The following is an 18584-nucleotide window of genomic DNA, read 5'->3' on the forward strand; positions in this document are numbered from 1 at the left end:
TATCGAAATATATAAAGCCTTCATGAAATAGGTCACCAGAAAAACAAAAAGCCCAACCAGGAACAATAAAAACAAGAACATCAGATCACGAATAAGACAAGCAGAACGAAAACAATCAAAACCGAGCAACCCATCACCTTTAACCAAGAGACAACCGGACACCGAGTAAGGTGATATAAACACCAACACAAATACTGTAAATTAATACAGTATTTTATTGAAAAACTCAAAAGATAAAACTACAATAGAAAACGAGCACTCAAACAAAAATTACACCACTTAGCGTTAGAATGGCATCAGCCAGAAAGGAAGCATGTATATGTTATTGGAACAGAACAACACTCGATATTCCTCCAACTCAAACGTTCAATACACCAGGCTCGACCAAAGTAATCTGCAGTTTCAACCACTCCTATCCTGCATAAAGAGTGAAACGACCGAACCCTTTATTCCATTGCTTTTACCCAGGGATAGCAACCAGGACAACCCCCAACAGCAAACCGTGTTGTTCTACTGGCAAACAACCACACAGCGCAAAATTTCTGAACCCAAAGACGAATACCGAACCAAACAGAAAGAAAGCGGCTCCCCCAAAACTGAAAAAGTTATCTATACCCAATATCCCCCCATTAAAACGATTACCCGCCAGCGTCAGGTTCCCGTGGTTTATCTTCAGGGATATTGGCTCGAACAAGCAGGCTTTACTGTAGGCACCTACTTCACCGTGGAAGTCATAGAAAATAGCCTGGTTCTTACAGCCCATAAAGGCAGTAACGAAGACAATTCCAATTCGTAAGCTTAAGAGTTACTGTCACAGAAAACAGGATGTGGCGGACTCGATCGATATTCGTAACGAATCGCTCGTTAAAAGATAAGCCATTGACACATATCCACCTGCTATACAGGTGGACTGATACCAAGAATAAAAACTGTATAGAAAAATAGATTATTTTTCTTCTGGGGAATTATTTTCCAGCTGCTTTTGCAAATCCAACCGCATGCTGATCACACCTTCTTCAAAATCGTGCTTAACGGTGAAGCCTAAACGTCTGGCCAAACCTGCCATACCGGTGTTTTGAGTTTGGGTGACGCCCATTAAAATCCGGGTTCCTTGTTGACGACAGTAGTCGATTATTTTTTCCATCAACTTTTTGCCAATACCCAAACCTTTCATATCCGAGCGCGTAATAATGGCAAACTCGGCTTCAATATTATCCGGGTCCATTTTCGCTCTCACAACACCGAGCGTTTGCGGATGGCCGTCAAAGTCATGACTGGTCGCAATAAAGGCAATTTCCCGGTCGTAATCGATTTGCGTCATCAACGCCAGCTTTTCATGATCCAGCAAGGGGACTTCCCCAAAATATCGTTGATAGCGATCTTCTTTCGTCAGGGATTGGTCAAATTTTTCATGGGGTTTTTCATCTTCCGGTCGAATCGGCCGTAAAAGAATTTCTTCCCCGTTACGCATGATGTACTTTTCTTCAAACTCTTTCGGGTACGGTCGAATAGCACACTCATTTTTTTCGTGCGAAATCTGAATGTGACAATTCATCACGATCAAGTCATTTTTGGTTGCCAGAATGGGGTTGATGTCCAGCTCGGAGATATTCGGGTTGTCCACCATAAGCTGACTAACCTGAGTTAACAGGTAACATAAAGCCTGCCGATCCAAAGGTTCACTAAGATGTCGCTCGCGAATTTTGCCTTCCGCCAAGGCCTGAATGACCAAATAGCGTGCCAGCGCCATGTTTAGGGGCGGAAGCGCTACAACTGCACTGCGAGCCAAGTCCCAGCCTCGACTGCTTTCCCCAAGAAAAATCGCAGGTCCAAACACTGGTGTATTTTTCACACAGATACGCAAGTGGTGCGCTCCTGGTCGCCGCGCCATGGACTGCAACGAAAATCCATCGATCTCAACATCGGGATAAACTTTTCGCGCACGCTCCAGCATTCCCTTTGCATTATTCAACACATCATTCCGGTCACTAAGGTTCAGCGCCACATCGCCAAGGTTTGCATTGGAAGACATATCTTTAAATAGAATTTTTAGCGCAACCGGATAGCCCATCGCATCAGCTTCGTCCGCGGCCTCCTCTGCTGTTTCGGCAATACGGGTGATTTCCGAATGAATACCGTATGCATGTAACAATTCACTGCAGGCGCTCGGTTCCAGGAATGTGCGTCCCTGATCCAGAGCAACGCTGACAATGTCTTTTGCCAAGCCGGTATCTTCCTGACTGTTCAGTTCGGTCGATTCCGGTGTTTCCAGCAATTGTTTTTGGTTACGGCGGTATTGCACCATATGCATAAACGCAGTCACCACCGCTTCCGGTGTTCGAAATGAAGGAATGTTGGCAGCATTAAATTTTTTCCTGGCGTTCTGTGCCGCCAGTTCACCCGCCCAGTTCACTAGCACACTGGGGCGTCGGATCTCAGGGACTTTTTTAATCGTGGCGATCACTTTTTCCGCGTAGGATTCACTGGCTCGAAGGGCAGAAGGGGAATGCAGAATAACCAGGTTTTCCACCTCTTCAGCCTGCATCAGAATTTCGATGACTTCGGCATAGCGTTCGGGCGATGCGTCCCCCAATAAATTGACCGGGTTTTCATACCGACCACCTTGGGGAATGACCTCTTTCAGCTTTTCGATGGTCTGTTTTTTTAACGTGGTTAAACGTCCACCTTTTTGCACCAACGTATCGGTCGCCAGCGCTACCGGGCCGATACCGTTTGCAACCAATGTCAACTTTTCACTGTTTAATGGTTTGGAGTGAGCCAGAATTTCAACGGCGGTGAACAGGTCGCGAAAATCGCTTACCCGCAGCATACCGGCTCGTCGAAACGCCGTGTCATAGACGGCATCCAAACAGGTTATGTCTTCACTGCCGTGGGTAACAATTTCGGTTCCCGTTGCCGTTTGTCCGCCCTTAATAACGATGATGGGTTTATGAAACGATGCAGCACGTGCCGCAGACATAAAACGCCGACCATCCCGGATAACATCAATGTATAAAAGAATCGCGCGGGTTCGTGGATCTTGCCCGAGGTAATCAATCAGTTCGTCAAAATCGATATCCGCTGCATCCCCCACCGATAGGAACTTGGAGAAGCCAATACCTCGGGGTTGAGCCCAATCCAGAATTGTTGCGCAGACAGCTGCGGATTGAGACACAAACGCCAGCTTGCCAGGCAGTGCTGTGGTATGCGCATAGCTGGCGTTTAAACCAATTTCGGGCACCATGATTCCCAGCGAGTGCGGACCAAACAGGCTTACCCCCCAACGCTTGGCAATTTCCTTGGTTTCCTGCTGCAGGCTTTGTCCTTTTTCATTCACGATGCCGGTTAAACCCGCGGCAATCACAATGGCGCTTTTGCACCCTTTTCTTCCCAACTCTTCGACTAACATGGGAACACGTTCAGCCCGGTTGCAGATAATGGCCAGATCGGGCGCGATGGGCAGGCTATCTATGGTTTTGTAGGCAAACACCCCGTTTACCGCTTCGTATTTTGGGGTAACGGGCATAATTGGCCCGGCAAAACCGCCCTGTAACAGATTTCTCATTACGGCGTGCCCGGCACGATCCCGCCTGTTGGAAGCGCCGATAACGGCAACAGAGGAAGGCGCGAGTAGCTGTCGAATATGAGTTAAAGTCATAAGAGTGTGTGCCCCGTGTGCCATGCCCAGACAATGTTTATGATTCTATTACAGCACATCAGTAAGAAAAGGTATCCAAATCAAATCACGATAGCCGCTAAAGACCATGAATTACTGGTTGATAAAGTTTATCCGCATTACCCAGTACCGGGTCTCCATGAGCAGGCAAGACATTATTAAATTTTACCGACAACGCCGCCTTAAGTTGCTCTCGGTCTGGTTTGGCAAACTTCAACCAACCTGGACCAATATTGTATGGCTTGATAAACCCCATCAAATGCATAAACGCTTTGGCTGCAAAATTAAAATACTCATCTGTTTTATGCCAATGCTGTAAACAATCACCGGCCACGATGGTTCCACCCGCAGAATCCAGGTATAACAATAGCTCTGGAGGCTGACTGTTCAACTCAATAATTTTTGCATTGGCAACAGGCAACTCCGTTTCCGCGGTGAGGTACTCGTCAGGAGAAAAATAAATATCATCCTCTTTCGGACGGGTAGATGTGCCTTTGGCGTAGGGCGCGTTAACAGACCACACCTTTGCCCCATAGCGTTCTTTATAAAAGGGGTCATCCATACCATGAAAACCCGCCAAGCGGATAATGTGTTTGACTTGTCCCAATGTATCCAACTGCTGTAAACCTTCGTCGTTCAGCCGGACAGTGTTAACAAGTGTTAGCTCTTCGCCGTTGCGAAGAACCACCATATTGCGGCTGAAACGAAATGTTACCGGGCCAGACATACTAAAGGTACCGGTGACAAAATAAGTATTTTCCATCACCTGACGAATTTCGCCGTGAGGCAAAGCCGGAGCAAAAGGCCTGGGGGTCATACGCACTCCAAATAGAAGAATAAATGTTATTTTTTGAACAGGCAGTAGTTGGAGAGCGTAAGCGACGCTTAGAAAAGTTCTATATCGTCCGCAACACCACGCTCTTTGATCAAACCATCGGCAACCAGTTTCTCATAGGCACACACCCGATTCCGCCCGTGCTCCTTGGCAAAATAAAGCGCTTTGTCTGCTTTTTCAATAATGGATGATGGATGTTTTTCTGGAGCAATTTTGGTCATACCGACACTGACGGTTATTTCTCCAACCTGGGGAAAAATTCGATTCTCGATGGCGTTGCGAAAACGTTCAAAGACCAGAATCGCATCCGCATCGGAACAAAGCGATAACACGACGAGAAACTCTTCTCCACCGTAGCGGAACAGCAGGTCGTTGGTTCTGAAGGATTCGCGCATAATGTCAGAAAACAGCAGAAGGACTTCATCACCGTAAAGATGACCAAAGGAATCATTTATTTGCTTGAACCGGTCAATATCCAGAATGCCCAACCAATAGCTTTCTGCCGTGATGCCTAATCGACGCTCTTCCCCATCTCGAAATGGTTTACTAGTTTCAGCCCCGGCAGTAACAACCAGGTCCGAGAATTTCGCATCAAAGGTTTTGCGGTTATACAAACCAGTCAGAGCATCCCGTTCACTGTCATCAAGAACATCCACGAAGTTGCAATATATACGAATAAAACCCTGGATCATTTTCTCGGCGGCGTGATCCAACTCAGCACCATAAAGGTCGAGCACTCCGGCAACTTTTTGGTTAACCACCAGCGGAAACAACACCCGCGAAGCGCCTCCTGCGTCACCATGAATAACCGCACAGGCAGCAATGCAATGACGCATCGAACTATCAAGGTAGACACGCTTTTCGCCATAGTCCGACGTGATCGGGCTTAACCTATTCATGCGTGCATCTTTGGGGATGGAGGCAACCTGCTCGATATACTCAGGCTCGATCTGGTCGGGCAAGATAAAAAGAATCACATCGTCAAAGTCGATAAAATCTGCAAGCACTTCGATAAGCACTCGCCCCAATGAGCGTTTATCGCGCTCTTCGGTAATATGAACAACGGATTCCAATAGACTATGTTCAGTCATGCACTCACCCGGCTCCAAAGCAATTGGCGTCTATTATCAGTTTAGACACAGAAACACAGGAGGCCAATCTGAGCTTGGACTGCCTTCGATTTACCAATCAAAGCCAACTCCGCGAGAGTAACGCACCTTCTATCTATTCGCTTAACCACAGTAAATGCGATCGGTTATACCGCAGAGTTACTTATCGTGTCTGCCTCCATTGCTATACTGATTAAGGATTCACACGCTTATGCAACATGGTAATGAATTAGCCATCAATGACTGGAATAAAACGCATATCAATACAGCACCTTGAAGTCGGTATGTATGTTACCGAGCAAACAGAAGGGATCGCTGATGGACAACTCCAGGCCAAGGGGTTTATCTACCGACAGGACACCATAGACAAACTCAAGCAAAAGCAAACCCAAGAAGTGCTTATCGATACGGATAAAGGACAGGATTCCCCTTACGCCAGACCCGTTGTCAGCCATACCCCACCGAGCGGAAGCAAAAGCCTCAGTGAAGAAAGGGAAAACTCCAAACGGGTATATAACGAAGCCACCTCGTTGGTGTCGAATCTACTCAACGACGTCAAAATGGGCAAAGCCATTGACGTAGGCCCAGTTGAAGGTTTGGCAGACGAAATTAACAACTCTGTATTGAATAACCCCAATGCGCTGCTCTGCTTAAGCCAAATTCGCGAGAAGGATAAGTACCTGCTGGAACACTCGGTTAACGTCGGCATTTTAATGGGCGTTTTTGCACGGCATCTCAGCTACGCCAAAGATGAGATACATCAGCTGGTAACCGGCGCCCTGCTGCACGATATTGGTAAAATTCGCGTTCCCAATCACGTGTTACACAAACCAGGTAAACTCACTGGAGAAGAGTGGGAGGAGATGAAACGTCACGTCAATTATGGTGTGGAAACTCTGGAGAAATCCAAGGGCATTCATCCAATCGCACTTGCCATATGTGGTCAGCATCACGAACGCCTGGATGGCAATGGTTACCCGAACCGACTTTCCGACGAAGAGATCACGATATATGGTCGCCTTGCATCAATTGTCGATGTCTATGATGCAGTAACAGCCAAACGGGTTTACCACGATGGTATGCCTCCGGCAGAAGCCATGAAGTTATTATTGAAGCTCAGCCAAAGTGAATTGGACAGTAGTCTGGTCTATCAGTTTATCCGCTGTATGAGTGTTTACCCTGTGGGCAGTTTGGTTGAACTGAACACCGGGCGCCTGGCGGTGGTTATAACCACCAATCCAAACGACTCAACAACCCCCGTGGTAAAGTCCATATACAATAAACGCCACAAGCACTTCGAACAAAGTAAGGTATTAAACCTGGCAAAACTTACCCCAGACGTAAAAATTGTCAGTGCGGTGTCACCAGATGAGTATGGAATCAGCGTAAACGATTTTCTTTAAGCCACAACTCCGCTACTCTTTTCGGTCAATAGAAGGATGTGCAAATGACCGAAAACAGACTTATGAAGGACGGCTTGAATAGTGTTGCAATACAACGAATTGCCGCCAGCCTCAGCAAAGTTCATAAACCTTTTGCAGCAAATGATTTTCGCCAACAGGTATGTAAGGAACTGGACACTCTCGAATTAAAGGAACGGGTGAATCATGTCATTGCCCATCTGTATACATTCCTTCCCCAACCTTTTAGCAAAACCTATCGAGTGCTTAAGCAACTGCCAAACGTCTGGGATTTTGGCGAGCAAGATGATCCCCTTAGAGGATTTGCCGCCTGGCCGGTGATTGACTACATTGGCGAACACGGTCTTGAAGACGAAGATCTCTCGCTTGATCTGCTCGCTCGATTAACGCATTTATTCTCTGCAGAATTTGCTGTTCGCCCGTTCTATCAACAAAACCCGGAGAAAACGTTTGCCGTTGCCCAACAGTGGGCGGAATCGAAAAACTATCATTTGCGCCGACTCGCGTCGGAAGGTTGTCGTCCACGCTTGCCCTGGGGAATTCGTTTAAAAAAACTGGTTGCTGACCCGGCTCCCATATTTCCTTTATTGGAAAAACTAAAAAATGACGAGAGTGAATACGTAAGAAAATCCGTTGCCAACAATTTGAATGACATTAGTAAAGATCATCCTGATCAAGTGATTAAGTTGTGTAAACGGTGGCAAAAAAATAATCATCCGAATACGCAATGGATTGTCAAACACGCACTGCGTACGTTGATTAAAGCTGGAGACAATCGAGTCTTTCCGCTTCTTGGTTTCGAAGCTTCGCCACAGATATCGTTGGCAAAATGCACTATCAAAAAACGTAACATACGAGTTGGGGACACGCTCGAGTTTGATCTCTCACTGACAGCGGAAAACAAAAAGCAAAAACTGGTCGTCGACTACGCCATTCACTTTATGAAGGCAAATGGCACAACATCGGCAAAAGTTTTCAAGCTGCGGGAAATCACCCTTGGCGCAGGTGAGCAGATCACAATTTCCAAACAGCATTCATTCAAACCCATTACCACGCGTAAATACTATCCTGGCAAACACGCTTTATCGGTATTGGTAAATGGCGTTATGTTAGGGGGAGCAGAATTCACCCTTCTTTAAGTAAATTAGAGAAGGGTGAACTACCTTAAAGATGAGGAAATTGGTAGGTTTCCAAAATCTTGGTAATTTCTTCGGTAACATTCTTTCTGTGTGCGTAATGAACAGCTTTCGCTTCTTCTACATCACCGGCAAGAAGTTGTTCATACAAAGCTCGGTGGGCAACATTTGAATTGCGTAAATTATTACGTAACTTTAATGTAATCTTACGAGCACGGCTCACTTGCGCACGAACTGTATCCAACAAACCTGCCAGACGACGATTGCCAGACAGCGCAACCAGCAAACGGTGGAAGGTTTCATCGGCATCGGCCCATACAGACAAGTTGCCTTCAACAATTGCAGCATCCATTTCGTCCAGGGCAGAAAGCATGGGTTGCAATACATCTTTGCTCGGCTTTCTACTTGCAAGGGCTTCCACAGCGGTTAACTCCAAGCCAGTCAGAACATTATTAATTTCGATAATATCTGTAGGCAAAAGTGGAAGAACTCGCATCCCTCGACGGGGAATAAGTTCAATAAGCTTCTCCGCTTCCAAACGGATAAGGGCTTCCCTGACGGGAGTACGGCTCACCCCTAAGTCTTTGGCGATTTCGGGTTCTAGTGCTTGGTAACCTGGAGAATATTCATTGGAAAGGATGCTATTTTTTATTTTCCGGTAAACTTGCTCGACGAGAGAGATACCGGTGTCGTGATCTGCGACTGAATTATTCATGCTGTTTTTATTATGTCTATAGTTGTATGAAGTTATGTGCCAAAAATGCACGGCTTATCAAGATCCATCTCAAATAACTAAGCTGTCGTTTATTGTAACATTTTCTTTCAAGAATAAATATTCGATGCGTATCTCATTTTGTGGATATTTGACTAAAAATCAGTCTCAAGATGACTGGTTTTTTTGAACACTTCGACATTTCTTAAAAATTAGCTGAATACCATACAGACTTAAGTACCAGTTTGAAAAATTATTGTGCTCATTTAGAGCAAAATACATCAGTTTTATCCACTAAAACATGCACTCTAAAACTTATCCGAATATACATCGTGCATTTGTTCTAGATTCAGAAGTTAGCAAGGTATACATTTACGCATCTAAACACCCATTTCATGGTTACAGTTTTATAACAGCAGGGATTTGATATGCAAAATTCAAATAAAATTTCCTTCAACCCCATAGTAAATATCTTGTGTTTGCTCGTCACATTTACTTTACTTAGTGGTTGCCAGGAGAAAACGCTTCACACAGTAGACCTCGAAACAATAAAAAACGAAGCGCAAAAACACACACCGGAAATGGCAAGCTTTCTCTCAGAGTTGATCACCTACAAATCAATTGAACAAGCCAACCAACCTCTGCTGCCTGAAACTAAAGCGCTGATGGAAAAAATATTTCGTAAAGCGGAAAGCATGGGCTTCACAACTCGCACAGCCGCTGATGGATTGGTCGGCATTTTAGAGTATGGTCAGGGCGAGGAAGTTGTCGGCGTAGTTGCGCATTTGGATATCGTTGCAGCAGGAGATGAAAGCCAGTGGCAACATCCACCATATGAAGGAAAAATTGTCGACGATGTAATTTGGGGGCGTGGCGCTCAGGATGACAGAGCAGGTGTTGTTGGTACGATGTGGGCTGCAAAAATCCTGATTGATAACGACTCCACCTTCTCCAGAAAATTACGCATCATCCTCACCACAAAGGAAGAAACCGGTTTCGGTGCAGCAACAAAATATTTTGCGGAAGAGGAACCTCCAACCTACGGCATCGTCCCTGATGCAATTTATATTATTCGCGCGGAAAACGGATACCTGGATGCGAAATACCTTTTTGAAACACTCACCGCAGAAGAGTCTGAAAACACCATCACACACTGGCAGGGTGGCAACGCAGTCAACTCCATTCCGGATAGATCGATTGCAGTTTTATATGCCTCCTCCGTTGACACCGCTCGACAACAAATCCTCGACGCTGCGCAATATGTACAACAAAATTTTCCACCCAAAAGCAAAGACTGTACAGAAGCTTCTGGCAATGAATGCTCTGCAGATATCAAGGTGTACGATCTCAATGCATTTAACCAGGAATTTCCAAACCAAATCACCACACCACCGTTAAACGGTAATCTTGTTATTGTCGCACACGGTATTGCAGGACACAGCAGCACGCCAGAAAAAGGCCGCAATGCGATTGTTGATTTGGCTCTGGTACTGAACCGCTTAACTTTGACAAAAAACCACTATGCCAAAGCGGCTGAGTTTGTTGCAGGCAACATTGCAATGAACACGGATGGCTCAAACTTCCAATTGAACACTGAAAAGTCGATTGCCGAAGCCGCAGATACCACCGCATGCTTAAGCGTGATCGAGCAAAACACTAACGGCATTGCCTTTAACATCAATTACAGAACCGGCATAGCTAACACTAATCAGGAGATTTTGCAGAAATCTGGTAACGCAGTTGCGCAATTTGGCGGCAGTGTCAGCGCAGCTCAACCCATGTTCGATGCCTACTACTATCAGGCGGACGACCCTCTGTTAAAAGCAGCACAGCAAAGCTTTAAAACCGTTACCGGTGTAGACGCACCCTTGATTCCAATAGCCGCAACAACCCAAGTCAAATCGGCACCGAACCTGATTGCATATGGGCCGGTGGAAGCATCGACGGATGGCGTGCACTTTCATAGCGTCAACGAGCGGATGCCCGTTTCCTCCCTCACGCGTAATGCGGTGTTGTACGCCCATTTCCTGCAAGAATTAATTCAGTCCCCGGTAAGCTTGGCTAGAGAGTAAACTTCTGGCCTTTTGCGCTTATAATGACAGTGCAAAGGGCCAAACTCTCGACAGCCAGAACAGCATTTATGAAACCGCCAAAAACCAAAGCGCAGATAAGAAATGAAATCAATCGACAGATTGATGATTTTATCAATTCCGGGGGCGAAGTGAATGAGGTTCCCCGAGGAACAAGCGGCAACCTGGCCAACGAGAATCTCTTCGCCAAAACCACATCGGATTCCGCTCCGCAAACACGCACACCCGTGACCGAAGTGGTCAAGGCACTGGAAGCACGGAAAAAAAGCAAACACGCCAAACCGATAACCACCAGAAACAGAAAGCCAAAGAAAAAGCTGATAACCGACGATTTTGGCGAACCCGTTCGCTGGGTATGGGAAGACTAAACAATAGCTCGCAGAAAGAGCTGTGACATACGTATTTTTTGACAATCAAAAATACACAATGACTAAATAATGTATGGCGACACCCCTGCCGCCATAGCAATCACACCTGCAGATTAAGGGCAGACCTGAAACTCAACTTCTCCAGAGCCGGAACCAAACCGATTCATGGTGTAGCTTTCAATATCAATCAAGAAGCCATCCCCGCCCAGATTATTGGTACAACAGCCGTCGCAGTCCGAGTCAGAGCAGGCATCATAAACCTTGGCCACAATCTCGTTACTACCCTGACGGAGATGCACATTTTTCAGCCCCATCCATTCCCAGTCCTTCATGTGCACCGCAATAATGTTATTGTCCGCCACCCAGGATTCGGATTGTTGCCCAGGTAAACCGTAGAACTGTCCTGCCCAGGTACAGCCATTGTATTCCAAGCACTCTTCACTGCCCGGATCCGGGTAGGAGGTATAGTTGGTTAAGCGCGCGGTGTACCACTGGCTTCCACAATCACTCACACCACCACTGGAGCTACTGCCTGTTCCACCACCTGAGCATGAGTTTGTAGGCTGCCAAAACCAGGTACTGACGGTTGGGATATAGCCAGGGTTTTCATGTTCAGCCACATAATACTGCCCCATATACTCGACGGTATCACCGGCGTTGTACCAGCTGCCTTCAGACCAACCGGGGCAACTCTCTTGCCCACCACCACTGCTGCTGCCACCGCCGCTGGTACAGGATGTACCCGAATCAGGTTGCCAAAACCAAGTGCTTACGGTGGGGATATACCCGGGGTTCTCATGCTCGGCCAGATAGTATGCACCGTCAAACAGCACAATATCACCAGCGTTATACCAAGCACCTTCAGCCCAGTCGGGGCATGTACTGGAACCAGAACCACCGCTTCCAGAACCGCTGCACTGTGCTCCATCTGTAGGCTCCCAGAACCACGTGCTGACATCAGGGATGTAGCCAGGGTTATCGTATTCGGCGAGATAGTAACCGCCGTTATAGGAGACGACATCGCCCTGAGAGTAGGCTGTTCCCGCTGACCACTCGGAACATGTGCCAGCAGACGTCCCATCACCACCCAATTCACTCACGATTGCTGCCAGTAAATAACCAGGGTCGGTGGAAATCTCCCAAATCATAACGCCACCGGCCTGCTCACGAGCAAGAACCGCTTTTTGCCGTAAGCTGGCTTCGTCACTATCGGTGCTGTAAAAGGGAACGCCCAAAATGCGTTTTTCTAATGGCACGCCTCGAGCAGTCCAGTAGCTGAGAGAATCATGGGCATAGGACATCGGCGCATTGGTTGGACAATTACAGTCGTATACCATCAAGTTCAAAAAATCTAACTGCGATGTATCACCTACGCCATCGGCATTTACACCATTTGCCGCAACAGCAGCGGTCAATAATTTGCCTCGACTTTTTAACGCGGGTGCCAGTTTATTTACCAGAGCATTCCATTTCCATTGAGCACTAGGGTATTCCCAATCCAAATCAATACCATCCAATCCATAGCTTTCAACGAGAGATAATGCATCGTTCACGAAATTATTAATTGCCCAATCGGAATTAGTGAAGTTTTCCCAAGCACTGTCGTTTCCATCGTTCCAACCACCGACAGCCAACAACACTTTAACGTTATGACTCTTTGCTCGCGCAATAATATCGCGAAGTTTTGCCTCATTAGGTACCGCACTAATATTTCCATTATTATCTGGCAGCGAAAATGAATAGTTAATATGGGTTAGCTTTTCATATTGAATACTGGCGGCGTCACCACTCCAGGATGGCATATACCCTACCACCTTAGTTGCAGCCAATGAGTGCGTTGCAAAGATACTTAAGAACAGCAACGCACAGAGATAAACACACCGATGCAGGTGCGTGGGAGAGTACCGCTTTATTGGATTATTTTTCATATTTTCCTCTCATCATCAGAATACTCACGAACACATTGCTTAGCGCATACGCAAAATCAAACAACATACGTGAGAATTTATTTCATACAGTTAAATTACGTAAACACTGATCAACATCGCTTACGCAAAACCATATTCAATAATTTATAGACAGATAAAAAGAGGTCGAAACCGAACAATTCATTAACGACACTATATCGAACAAACGTCCAAAACAGAGATTATGCCGATCCTTGCACTACACTATTTTTATTTGCAACCATGCTGTAGAAAAATAATTTTTTATATCAACTAAAACGTCAAAAACAAATATAAAGTAACAATAAAATAATAATAAGAAAAAACCAAAAATTACTCACCATTCATAAACGGATATATCAAAGGAGTTTAATTGCGACAAATCACACCAGCCATCCCCCATGAAATCGCACAGATAGAACACTCCAAAGTACAAACCGTACACACATATAAAAATGCACAAACAAAGAAGGCTGATATAGCCAACCTTTAAGACAAAGTTTTTTAACACTTCAGAATCCACGCACACAGAATATCACTCGCCTCCGCAGAAATAGTTAACCCTCAGAATATACCTAAAAAAAACCCCGCAATTGCGGGGGCAGCAAACAAACCGACAAGGGGTTACTCGTTGAGGGCTTTCACAATGGATTTCATTAACTTCGCATCCGATGTATCGCCAGATATCTCCCACACAAACATACCGGCTAAATCTTTTTCTTTTACATAGGCCACTTTTTCGGGAAGACTGGCGGGAGAATCAAAACTCCACCATTCTTTATCGCAGTAAGCATAAGCAACGCCAGCAATCAAACCCGAGTTCTGACAATTCTTTTTAGTCAGCTCGTGGTATTGAGCCATACCTTTTGGCGCTGCCGGAGACTTAGCCCGGCTCCCCGCTTTGAACGAGTTGACGCCATCCCAACCTCGGCCGTAAAAACCAACACCAAGGAGAATTTTATTTTTATCTATACCCAGCTGGGTAAGCAGTTGAATGCTGTGATCACCATGTTTTTTGCCGATTGACGGATGAGACCAAAGAGCAGAGTGTGGCGCTACCGGCCCTTTCTTCATCCAATCACCAACATAGTCGTAGGTCATCAACATATAAAAGTCGATAAATTCCGCAGCCTTGGCGTAGTCGGCCGCCTTCAGCTTTTCTTCGCTGGCTCCCAATGCAGCGGTCACCAATTGCTGCGGGAATCGCTCACGCAGAGCCTTCATTAATTTTGGGTAACCACTAAAACCACTTTTATCGCAACTTTGCCCGCAGGTATTTGGGTATTCCCAGTCAATATCAATTCCATCAAATACACCCCGCCAGCGGGAATCATTAATCAGCTTGTAACAGGAGTCCGCAAATGTTTCCGGCGATGCAGCAGCCTCACCAAAACCACTGGACCATGACCAACCACCAAAGGAATATAAAACCTTTATATCCGGGTATAACTCTTTAAAGCGACGTAACTGACCGAAGTTACCATGAAGTTGTTTGTCGGAGTCCAAATCAGCAGTACCACTCAGACTTTTTCCCGCCGGAAATAACAACTGGTAATCAGCATATTCATCCCCCAGGACACAACGGCCATTAACCACATTGCCAAATGCATACACCAGATGTGTTAAACGCTTCGCCACACCGGATTCATGCAGCTCCTTTAGTGCATAACGCTCGCTATAGGCGTTCCACTGAGGAAAATAGCCAACAAGTAATTTTCCCGACTCGAGCTCTGTATCACTCGTGCTTTTTGCCGCCCACAGCGTTGTACTCCAGAATGCAAAAAGCAGAACCACCATGTAAGGAACACGACATCTAGACAAAGCTTCATCTCTCATAAATTTAAATAAGTGTTTAAATTTTTGCGGCAACCTAATCCTCCAGAAGCCGCTTCCACATTCGGCAATACCCACACCACAAGAACCCAGTTTCCCAGATCAAAATCCTTCCATATTGGGGAAGACAAATCTATATGTCCTCCGTGTACCCTTCACCAACAGTATTGCTTTTTCCTGATGAATCAAACACTTAGCATCCGGAAATGAGATCTGATCCTTCATGAATTTTGAGAAATTTGAAGCTCAACCACCAAATCCAATCTCATTCGAGCCAACCTGAAAGAAATACTATATCGCTCACACACGCGCTTATTTCGATTAATTTTGTTTGCTGAAACGAACTTCCAAAAACCTAATAAGAAAAAAGCGGATAGAATTTCAGCGGTATATTGGAAGAAAGGGGGGAATGGCCGGCAATCCAGCAGAGCCGTATCGTTTAGTGATTCTGGAGATTTCACCATTTACAGACAAGCTATTGATATATAATGCTTTTTTTATCGAACGGGACTATTCATGAATTCCTATCCACACAGAAAGAATCAGAGTAACCTTTCTGATCAACGATGAGAGATAATCCGTCGTTTAATGCCTAATCTGTATGTAAAATTCGACTGAGTTAGCCTATGATAATCGCTCCTCTTCGCAAGCCGCAGTTATGAACAACCACCTGAGATCACGCCTGATAAAGCTCGCACTACTGTGTTGTGTCGCTTTGATTGGAAGTTGTAAATCCTCAATAAACGAAAAACCAGCCATTGTTGGTTACTATTCTTATTGGAGTATATACAGCCCCAACGTGCATATCCGCCATCTTCCTTTGGATAAATTAAATTATCTGGTTTATCGCAGTGCGAACGTAACAGAAAATGGAGACATATTTCCTTTTGACGATTTTGCGGACGTTGATCGGCTTTATCCTGATTCCGATATAGAGGATATGAGTTTTCACGGCAGTTATGGAGAGCTGGTTAATTTTAAAAAGAAATTTCCACACTTAAAAACCATTATCTCTATTGGCGGCTGGGAAGACAGAGAAACATATCCTGCAATTACTTCGTCTGATAAAAGAATGCATGATTTTGCAAAAAAGATACTTGATTTTATTGCCCTTTATCAATTTGACGGAATTGAAATAGATTGGCAAATCGAAAATACGTCTTCTACTGAACAAACTGCAATGGCAGAGAAGTACAAAACACATTTTTTGCAACTGGCCAAGATCATTCATTCTGAATTCCAGAAACAAGCTAACCCACCTACAATTTTCATTAATTTGTCACAACAATGGTTAATGGTCGACTTCCCGTTACATGAAATTCATCAGTATGCGGATAAGTTAAGCCTGCGCACAGATTATATCAATGGCTACTGGCAAAAAGTGGCCACCCATGTCGCCCCTCTTTATAGTGAGACAGGGCAATCGGCGGCAAACATGGTAGAACAGCTTGAACAGGCCAAGATCCCAAGTCAAAAAATTATTCTCACCCTCGCCCCGTTTGCTGTCGGCTGGCAAGGCGTGGCACCTGATAACAACGGTTTGAACAATCAAGCAATGAGTGTCAGTTGGGGTAGCTGGGACACAACACTACGTGGAGCAACCGGCTTATATAGTCGCGAGCACCTTATCAACCTAAAAAACAAAAAGGGGTACGTCGAGTACTGGGATGACGACACGAAATCCAGCTATCTATTCAACCCCTCCCGATTTGGTGGCCATTTTATTAGCTACGAAAATGAACAGGCACTAAAAACCAAAATTCAATATGCATTACAATATCGATTAGGCGGCATAGCTATTCGACAACTGCATAATGATTTGGGAAGTAGTGAATCGGTAGTGAATGAAGTCTATCAGGGTGTATACCCACTTTATTCCTTGTACCGATATTGGCTATCGTTTTTCGAAAACTACAAGGAGCGAATTCTAGCCCTAGTGCACCTATCATTGATATTTCTGCTCGTGGGCTTGGTATTTTTTATTCACAGTGTAAGAAAGAAGAAGCGTATTCAACGCGAAAAAAATGATTATCTGGCACTCAGTAATAACTTACACGCGTTGAATGATCCGCTTATTCGCTTGTATCAGCTTGAAAGTAATACCCGTGCGCTTGCAGGTAAAATATCATCAGATCAACTGCTTCAACTATCGAGAATATCCGCCGGACTACTGAAAGTTACTACCCGGCTGGTATCAGAAACACAGATCAACAAACACGCCCGACAGCCAATTATTGAGCCCTGCAGTTCCACTTACATAGTGGAATGTGCCAAACACTTGGTCGAAGCAGATTTCGGTCATCAGGTTAAGCTGACAACTGATGAACAAACCGAGCAGACATTGCATGCAGACAGCCTGTTCCTAACCCAATCATGTTACGAACTCTGCACCTTCATCGTGGATGCAATAGCCCTGCACCAGCAACCGGAAATAACTATTCGAACCTGGCAGGAAAGCAACTTTTCCTTTGTTATCAAAATTTCTTCGCCACAGCTTTCCAGCATTCAGTATTTACCACGCGCCTTCTATCGACTAAAAGAACTGTACTCCGCAGCCAGGCGCTTTAATTGTTCAATCACACCCACAACAAATAACGAAATTGGCTTTGAAGTCCGGGCGAACATTTCTCATACATCACATAAACCATTAGCCGAACTTGAGTGGCACCCTCAAACAGAAAAAGTGAAAGGAGATGCAATAGAAGAACAACCGTACCCTGCCACTGCGCCAGTATTAAGCACTGAATCTGTAACTCCAGACTATTCTCAGGCTGACCCACTGGCGAATTTGATGAAATTTAGCGAGGCAAATTTTTCTGCGAAAGACGCCGCGAGCCTGATTGAGCAGGCGTGTGATTTTTTCTGTATCACGCAAGACCAAGAATTAAAAGTATCCGTTTTCCAGGAAGAACAGCTTATTGCAAAAATCGGTGATCCCAACATAGCCACCCTATCATCGTCGGATTTCAGGATCGGAGAATATAAGTTCATCATAGAAAGTGAAACGCCGTTAGAAGATAACGACCGAATCTTTTTTCAAGTACTGGTTGGACAGGTGCAAATGGTTCGCCGCGCGCTGAAAACCCTGGCCAAAGAACCCACGTTACTCTCTGAATTAATCGAGCTGTCAACCAATAAAGATAAAATTCAGTATTTAAAAGCGGATGGAGGCTATACCGCAATATATTTACAAGGGAAGAAAGACCCAAGTTATATCACCATGCGCTTGAGAAACATTAAACAATATTTTGGTGACGATTATCTGGTACAGGTTCATCGTTCATACCTGGTTAACCCCAAACGCGTAATAAAACTGGAACGACTTGGTAAGATGAAGTATGAACTCACGCTCGATGAGGCCAAAGTTCCCGTCAGCCGAACGTATATCCCCGTTTTAAAACAATCTCATCCGGAATGGACGGAACATATCTAGTTTTTCTTTTAAGGCTCTGTCTTTT

Annotated in this window: 12 protein-coding genes; 6 read left to right on the forward strand and 6 right to left on the reverse strand. The window is 45.2% G+C overall.

The annotated features are described in order from the left end of the window. The first annotated feature begins 319 nt into the window (after positions 1 to 319). Positions 320 to 796, forward strand: a complete 477-nt coding sequence (locus P5V12_RS17090; protein WP_316954306.1) for a SymE family type I addiction module toxin — start codon at positions 320 to 322, stop codon at positions 794 to 796. Positions 797 to 946: 150 nt separating this feature from the next. Here the strand turns inward: P5V12_RS17090 and P5V12_RS17095 are convergent, their stop codons facing one another. The 3 genes from P5V12_RS17095 to P5V12_RS17105 all read right to left on the reverse strand — a co-directional run bounded on the left by P5V12_RS17095 (position 947) and on the right by P5V12_RS17105 (position 5602). Next, on the reverse strand, positions 947 to 3658 hold the full coding sequence (locus P5V12_RS17095; RefSeq protein ID WP_316954307.1) for a bifunctional acetate--CoA ligase family protein/GNAT family N-acetyltransferase: 2712 nt from the start codon (positions 3656 to 3658) through the stop codon (positions 947 to 949). Between the two features lie 97 nt (positions 3659 to 3755). After that, positions 3756 to 4493 carry a hypothetical protein gene (locus P5V12_RS17100; RefSeq protein WP_316954308.1) on the reverse strand — a complete coding sequence of 246 codons (738 nt, stop codon included), beginning with the start codon at positions 4491 to 4493 and terminating at the stop codon, positions 3756 to 3758. Between the two features lie 68 nt (positions 4494 to 4561). Next, a complete protein-coding gene (locus tag P5V12_RS17105; RefSeq protein ID WP_316954309.1) occupies positions 4562 to 5602 on the reverse strand; it encodes a GGDEF domain-containing protein in 1041 nt (346 codons plus the stop codon). A 257-nt stretch (positions 5603 to 5859) separates the two neighbouring features. Between P5V12_RS17105 and P5V12_RS17110 the strand changes: the two genes are divergently transcribed. Both P5V12_RS17110 and P5V12_RS17115 read left to right on the forward strand, forming a co-directional pair. After that, positions 5860 to 7023, forward strand: a complete 1164-nt coding sequence (locus P5V12_RS17110; protein ID WP_316954310.1) for an HD-GYP domain-containing protein — start codon at positions 5860 to 5862, stop codon at positions 7021 to 7023. Between the two features lie 44 nt (positions 7024 to 7067). Continuing rightward, positions 7068 to 8180, forward strand: coding sequence for a DNA alkylation repair protein (locus P5V12_RS17115; protein ID WP_316954311.1), 1113 nt, complete (start codon positions 7068 to 7070; stop codon positions 8178 to 8180). Positions 8181 to 8205: 25 nt separating this feature from the next. On the opposite strand, the gene P5V12_RS17120 is transcribed toward P5V12_RS17115, so the two are convergent. Beyond that, on the reverse strand, positions 8206 to 8892 hold the full coding sequence (locus P5V12_RS17120) for a GntR family transcriptional regulator (protein WP_316954312.1): 687 nt from the start codon (positions 8890 to 8892) through the stop codon (positions 8206 to 8208). Between the two features lie 425 nt (positions 8893 to 9317). Between P5V12_RS17120 and P5V12_RS17125 the strand changes: the two genes are divergently transcribed. After that, a complete protein-coding gene (locus P5V12_RS17125; protein ID WP_316954313.1) occupies positions 9318 to 10961 on the forward strand; it encodes a M20/M25/M40 family metallo-hydrolase in 1644 nt (547 codons plus the stop codon). A gap of 68 nt (positions 10962 to 11029) precedes the next feature. Beyond that, positions 11030 to 11347 (forward strand): hypothetical protein, encoded by a 318-nt coding sequence (locus P5V12_RS17130; protein WP_316954314.1) that lies wholly within the window; start codon positions 11030 to 11032, stop codon positions 11345 to 11347. Between the two features lie 113 nt (positions 11348 to 11460). On the opposite strand, the gene P5V12_RS17135 is transcribed toward P5V12_RS17130, so the two are convergent. After that, a complete protein-coding gene (locus P5V12_RS17135) occupies positions 11461 to 13275 on the reverse strand; it encodes a glycosyl hydrolase family 18 protein (RefSeq protein ID WP_316954315.1) in 1815 nt (604 codons plus the stop codon). 642 nt (positions 13276 to 13917) lie between these two features. Next, entirely contained in the window at positions 13918 to 15114 is a 1197-nt protein-coding gene (locus P5V12_RS17140; RefSeq protein WP_316954316.1) for a glycoside hydrolase family 18 protein, read from the reverse strand. A 670-nt stretch (positions 15115 to 15784) separates the two neighbouring features. Here P5V12_RS17140 and P5V12_RS17145 point away from each other — a divergent pair. Continuing rightward, complete coding sequence (locus P5V12_RS17145) at positions 15785 to 18559, forward strand: glycosyl hydrolase family 18 protein (protein ID WP_316954317.1); 2775 nt, start codon at positions 15785 to 15787, stop codon at positions 18557 to 18559. Positions 18560 to 18584 lie beyond the last annotated feature (25 nt).

This window comes from Teredinibacter sp. KSP-S5-2 (assembly GCF_032773895.1).
GTDB lineage: Bacteria > Pseudomonadota > Gammaproteobacteria > Pseudomonadales > Cellvibrionaceae.

Coding starts and splice junctions, on each gene's coding strand:
- P5V12_RS17090 (WP_316954306.1), top strand. CDS start 320: ATGTTATTGGAACAGAACAACACTCGATATTCCTCCAACTCAAACGTT.
- P5V12_RS17110 (WP_316954310.1), top strand. CDS start 5,860: ATGACTGGAATAAAACGCATATCAATACAGCACCTTGAAGTCGGTATG.
- P5V12_RS17115 (WP_316954311.1), top strand. CDS start 7,068: ATGACCGAAAACAGACTTATGAAGGACGGCTTGAATAGTGTTGCAATA.
- P5V12_RS17130 (WP_316954314.1), top strand. CDS start 11,030: ATGAAACCGCCAAAAACCAAAGCGCAGATAAGAAATGAAATCAATCGA.
- P5V12_RS17125 (WP_316954313.1), top strand. CDS start 9,318: ATGCAAAATTCAAATAAAATTTCCTTCAACCCCATAGTAAATATCTTG.
- P5V12_RS17100 (WP_316954308.1), bottom strand. CDS start 4,493: ATGACCCCCAGGCCTTTTGCTCCGGCTTTGCCTCACGGCGAAATTCGT.
- P5V12_RS17120 (WP_316954312.1), bottom strand. CDS start 8,892: ATGAATAATTCAGTCGCAGATCACGACACCGGTATCTCTCTCGTCGAG.
- P5V12_RS17135 (WP_316954315.1), bottom strand. CDS start 13,275: ATGAAAAATAATCCAATAAAGCGGTACTCTCCCACGCACCTGCATCGG.
- P5V12_RS17095 (WP_316954307.1), bottom strand. CDS start 3,658: ATGACTTTAACTCATATTCGACAGCTACTCGCGCCTTCCTCTGTTGCC.
- P5V12_RS17105 (WP_316954309.1), bottom strand. CDS start 5,602: ATGACTGAACATAGTCTATTGGAATCCGTTGTTCATATTACCGAAGAG.
- P5V12_RS17145 (WP_316954317.1), top strand. CDS start 15,785: ATGAACAACCACCTGAGATCACGCCTGATAAAGCTCGCACTACTGTGT.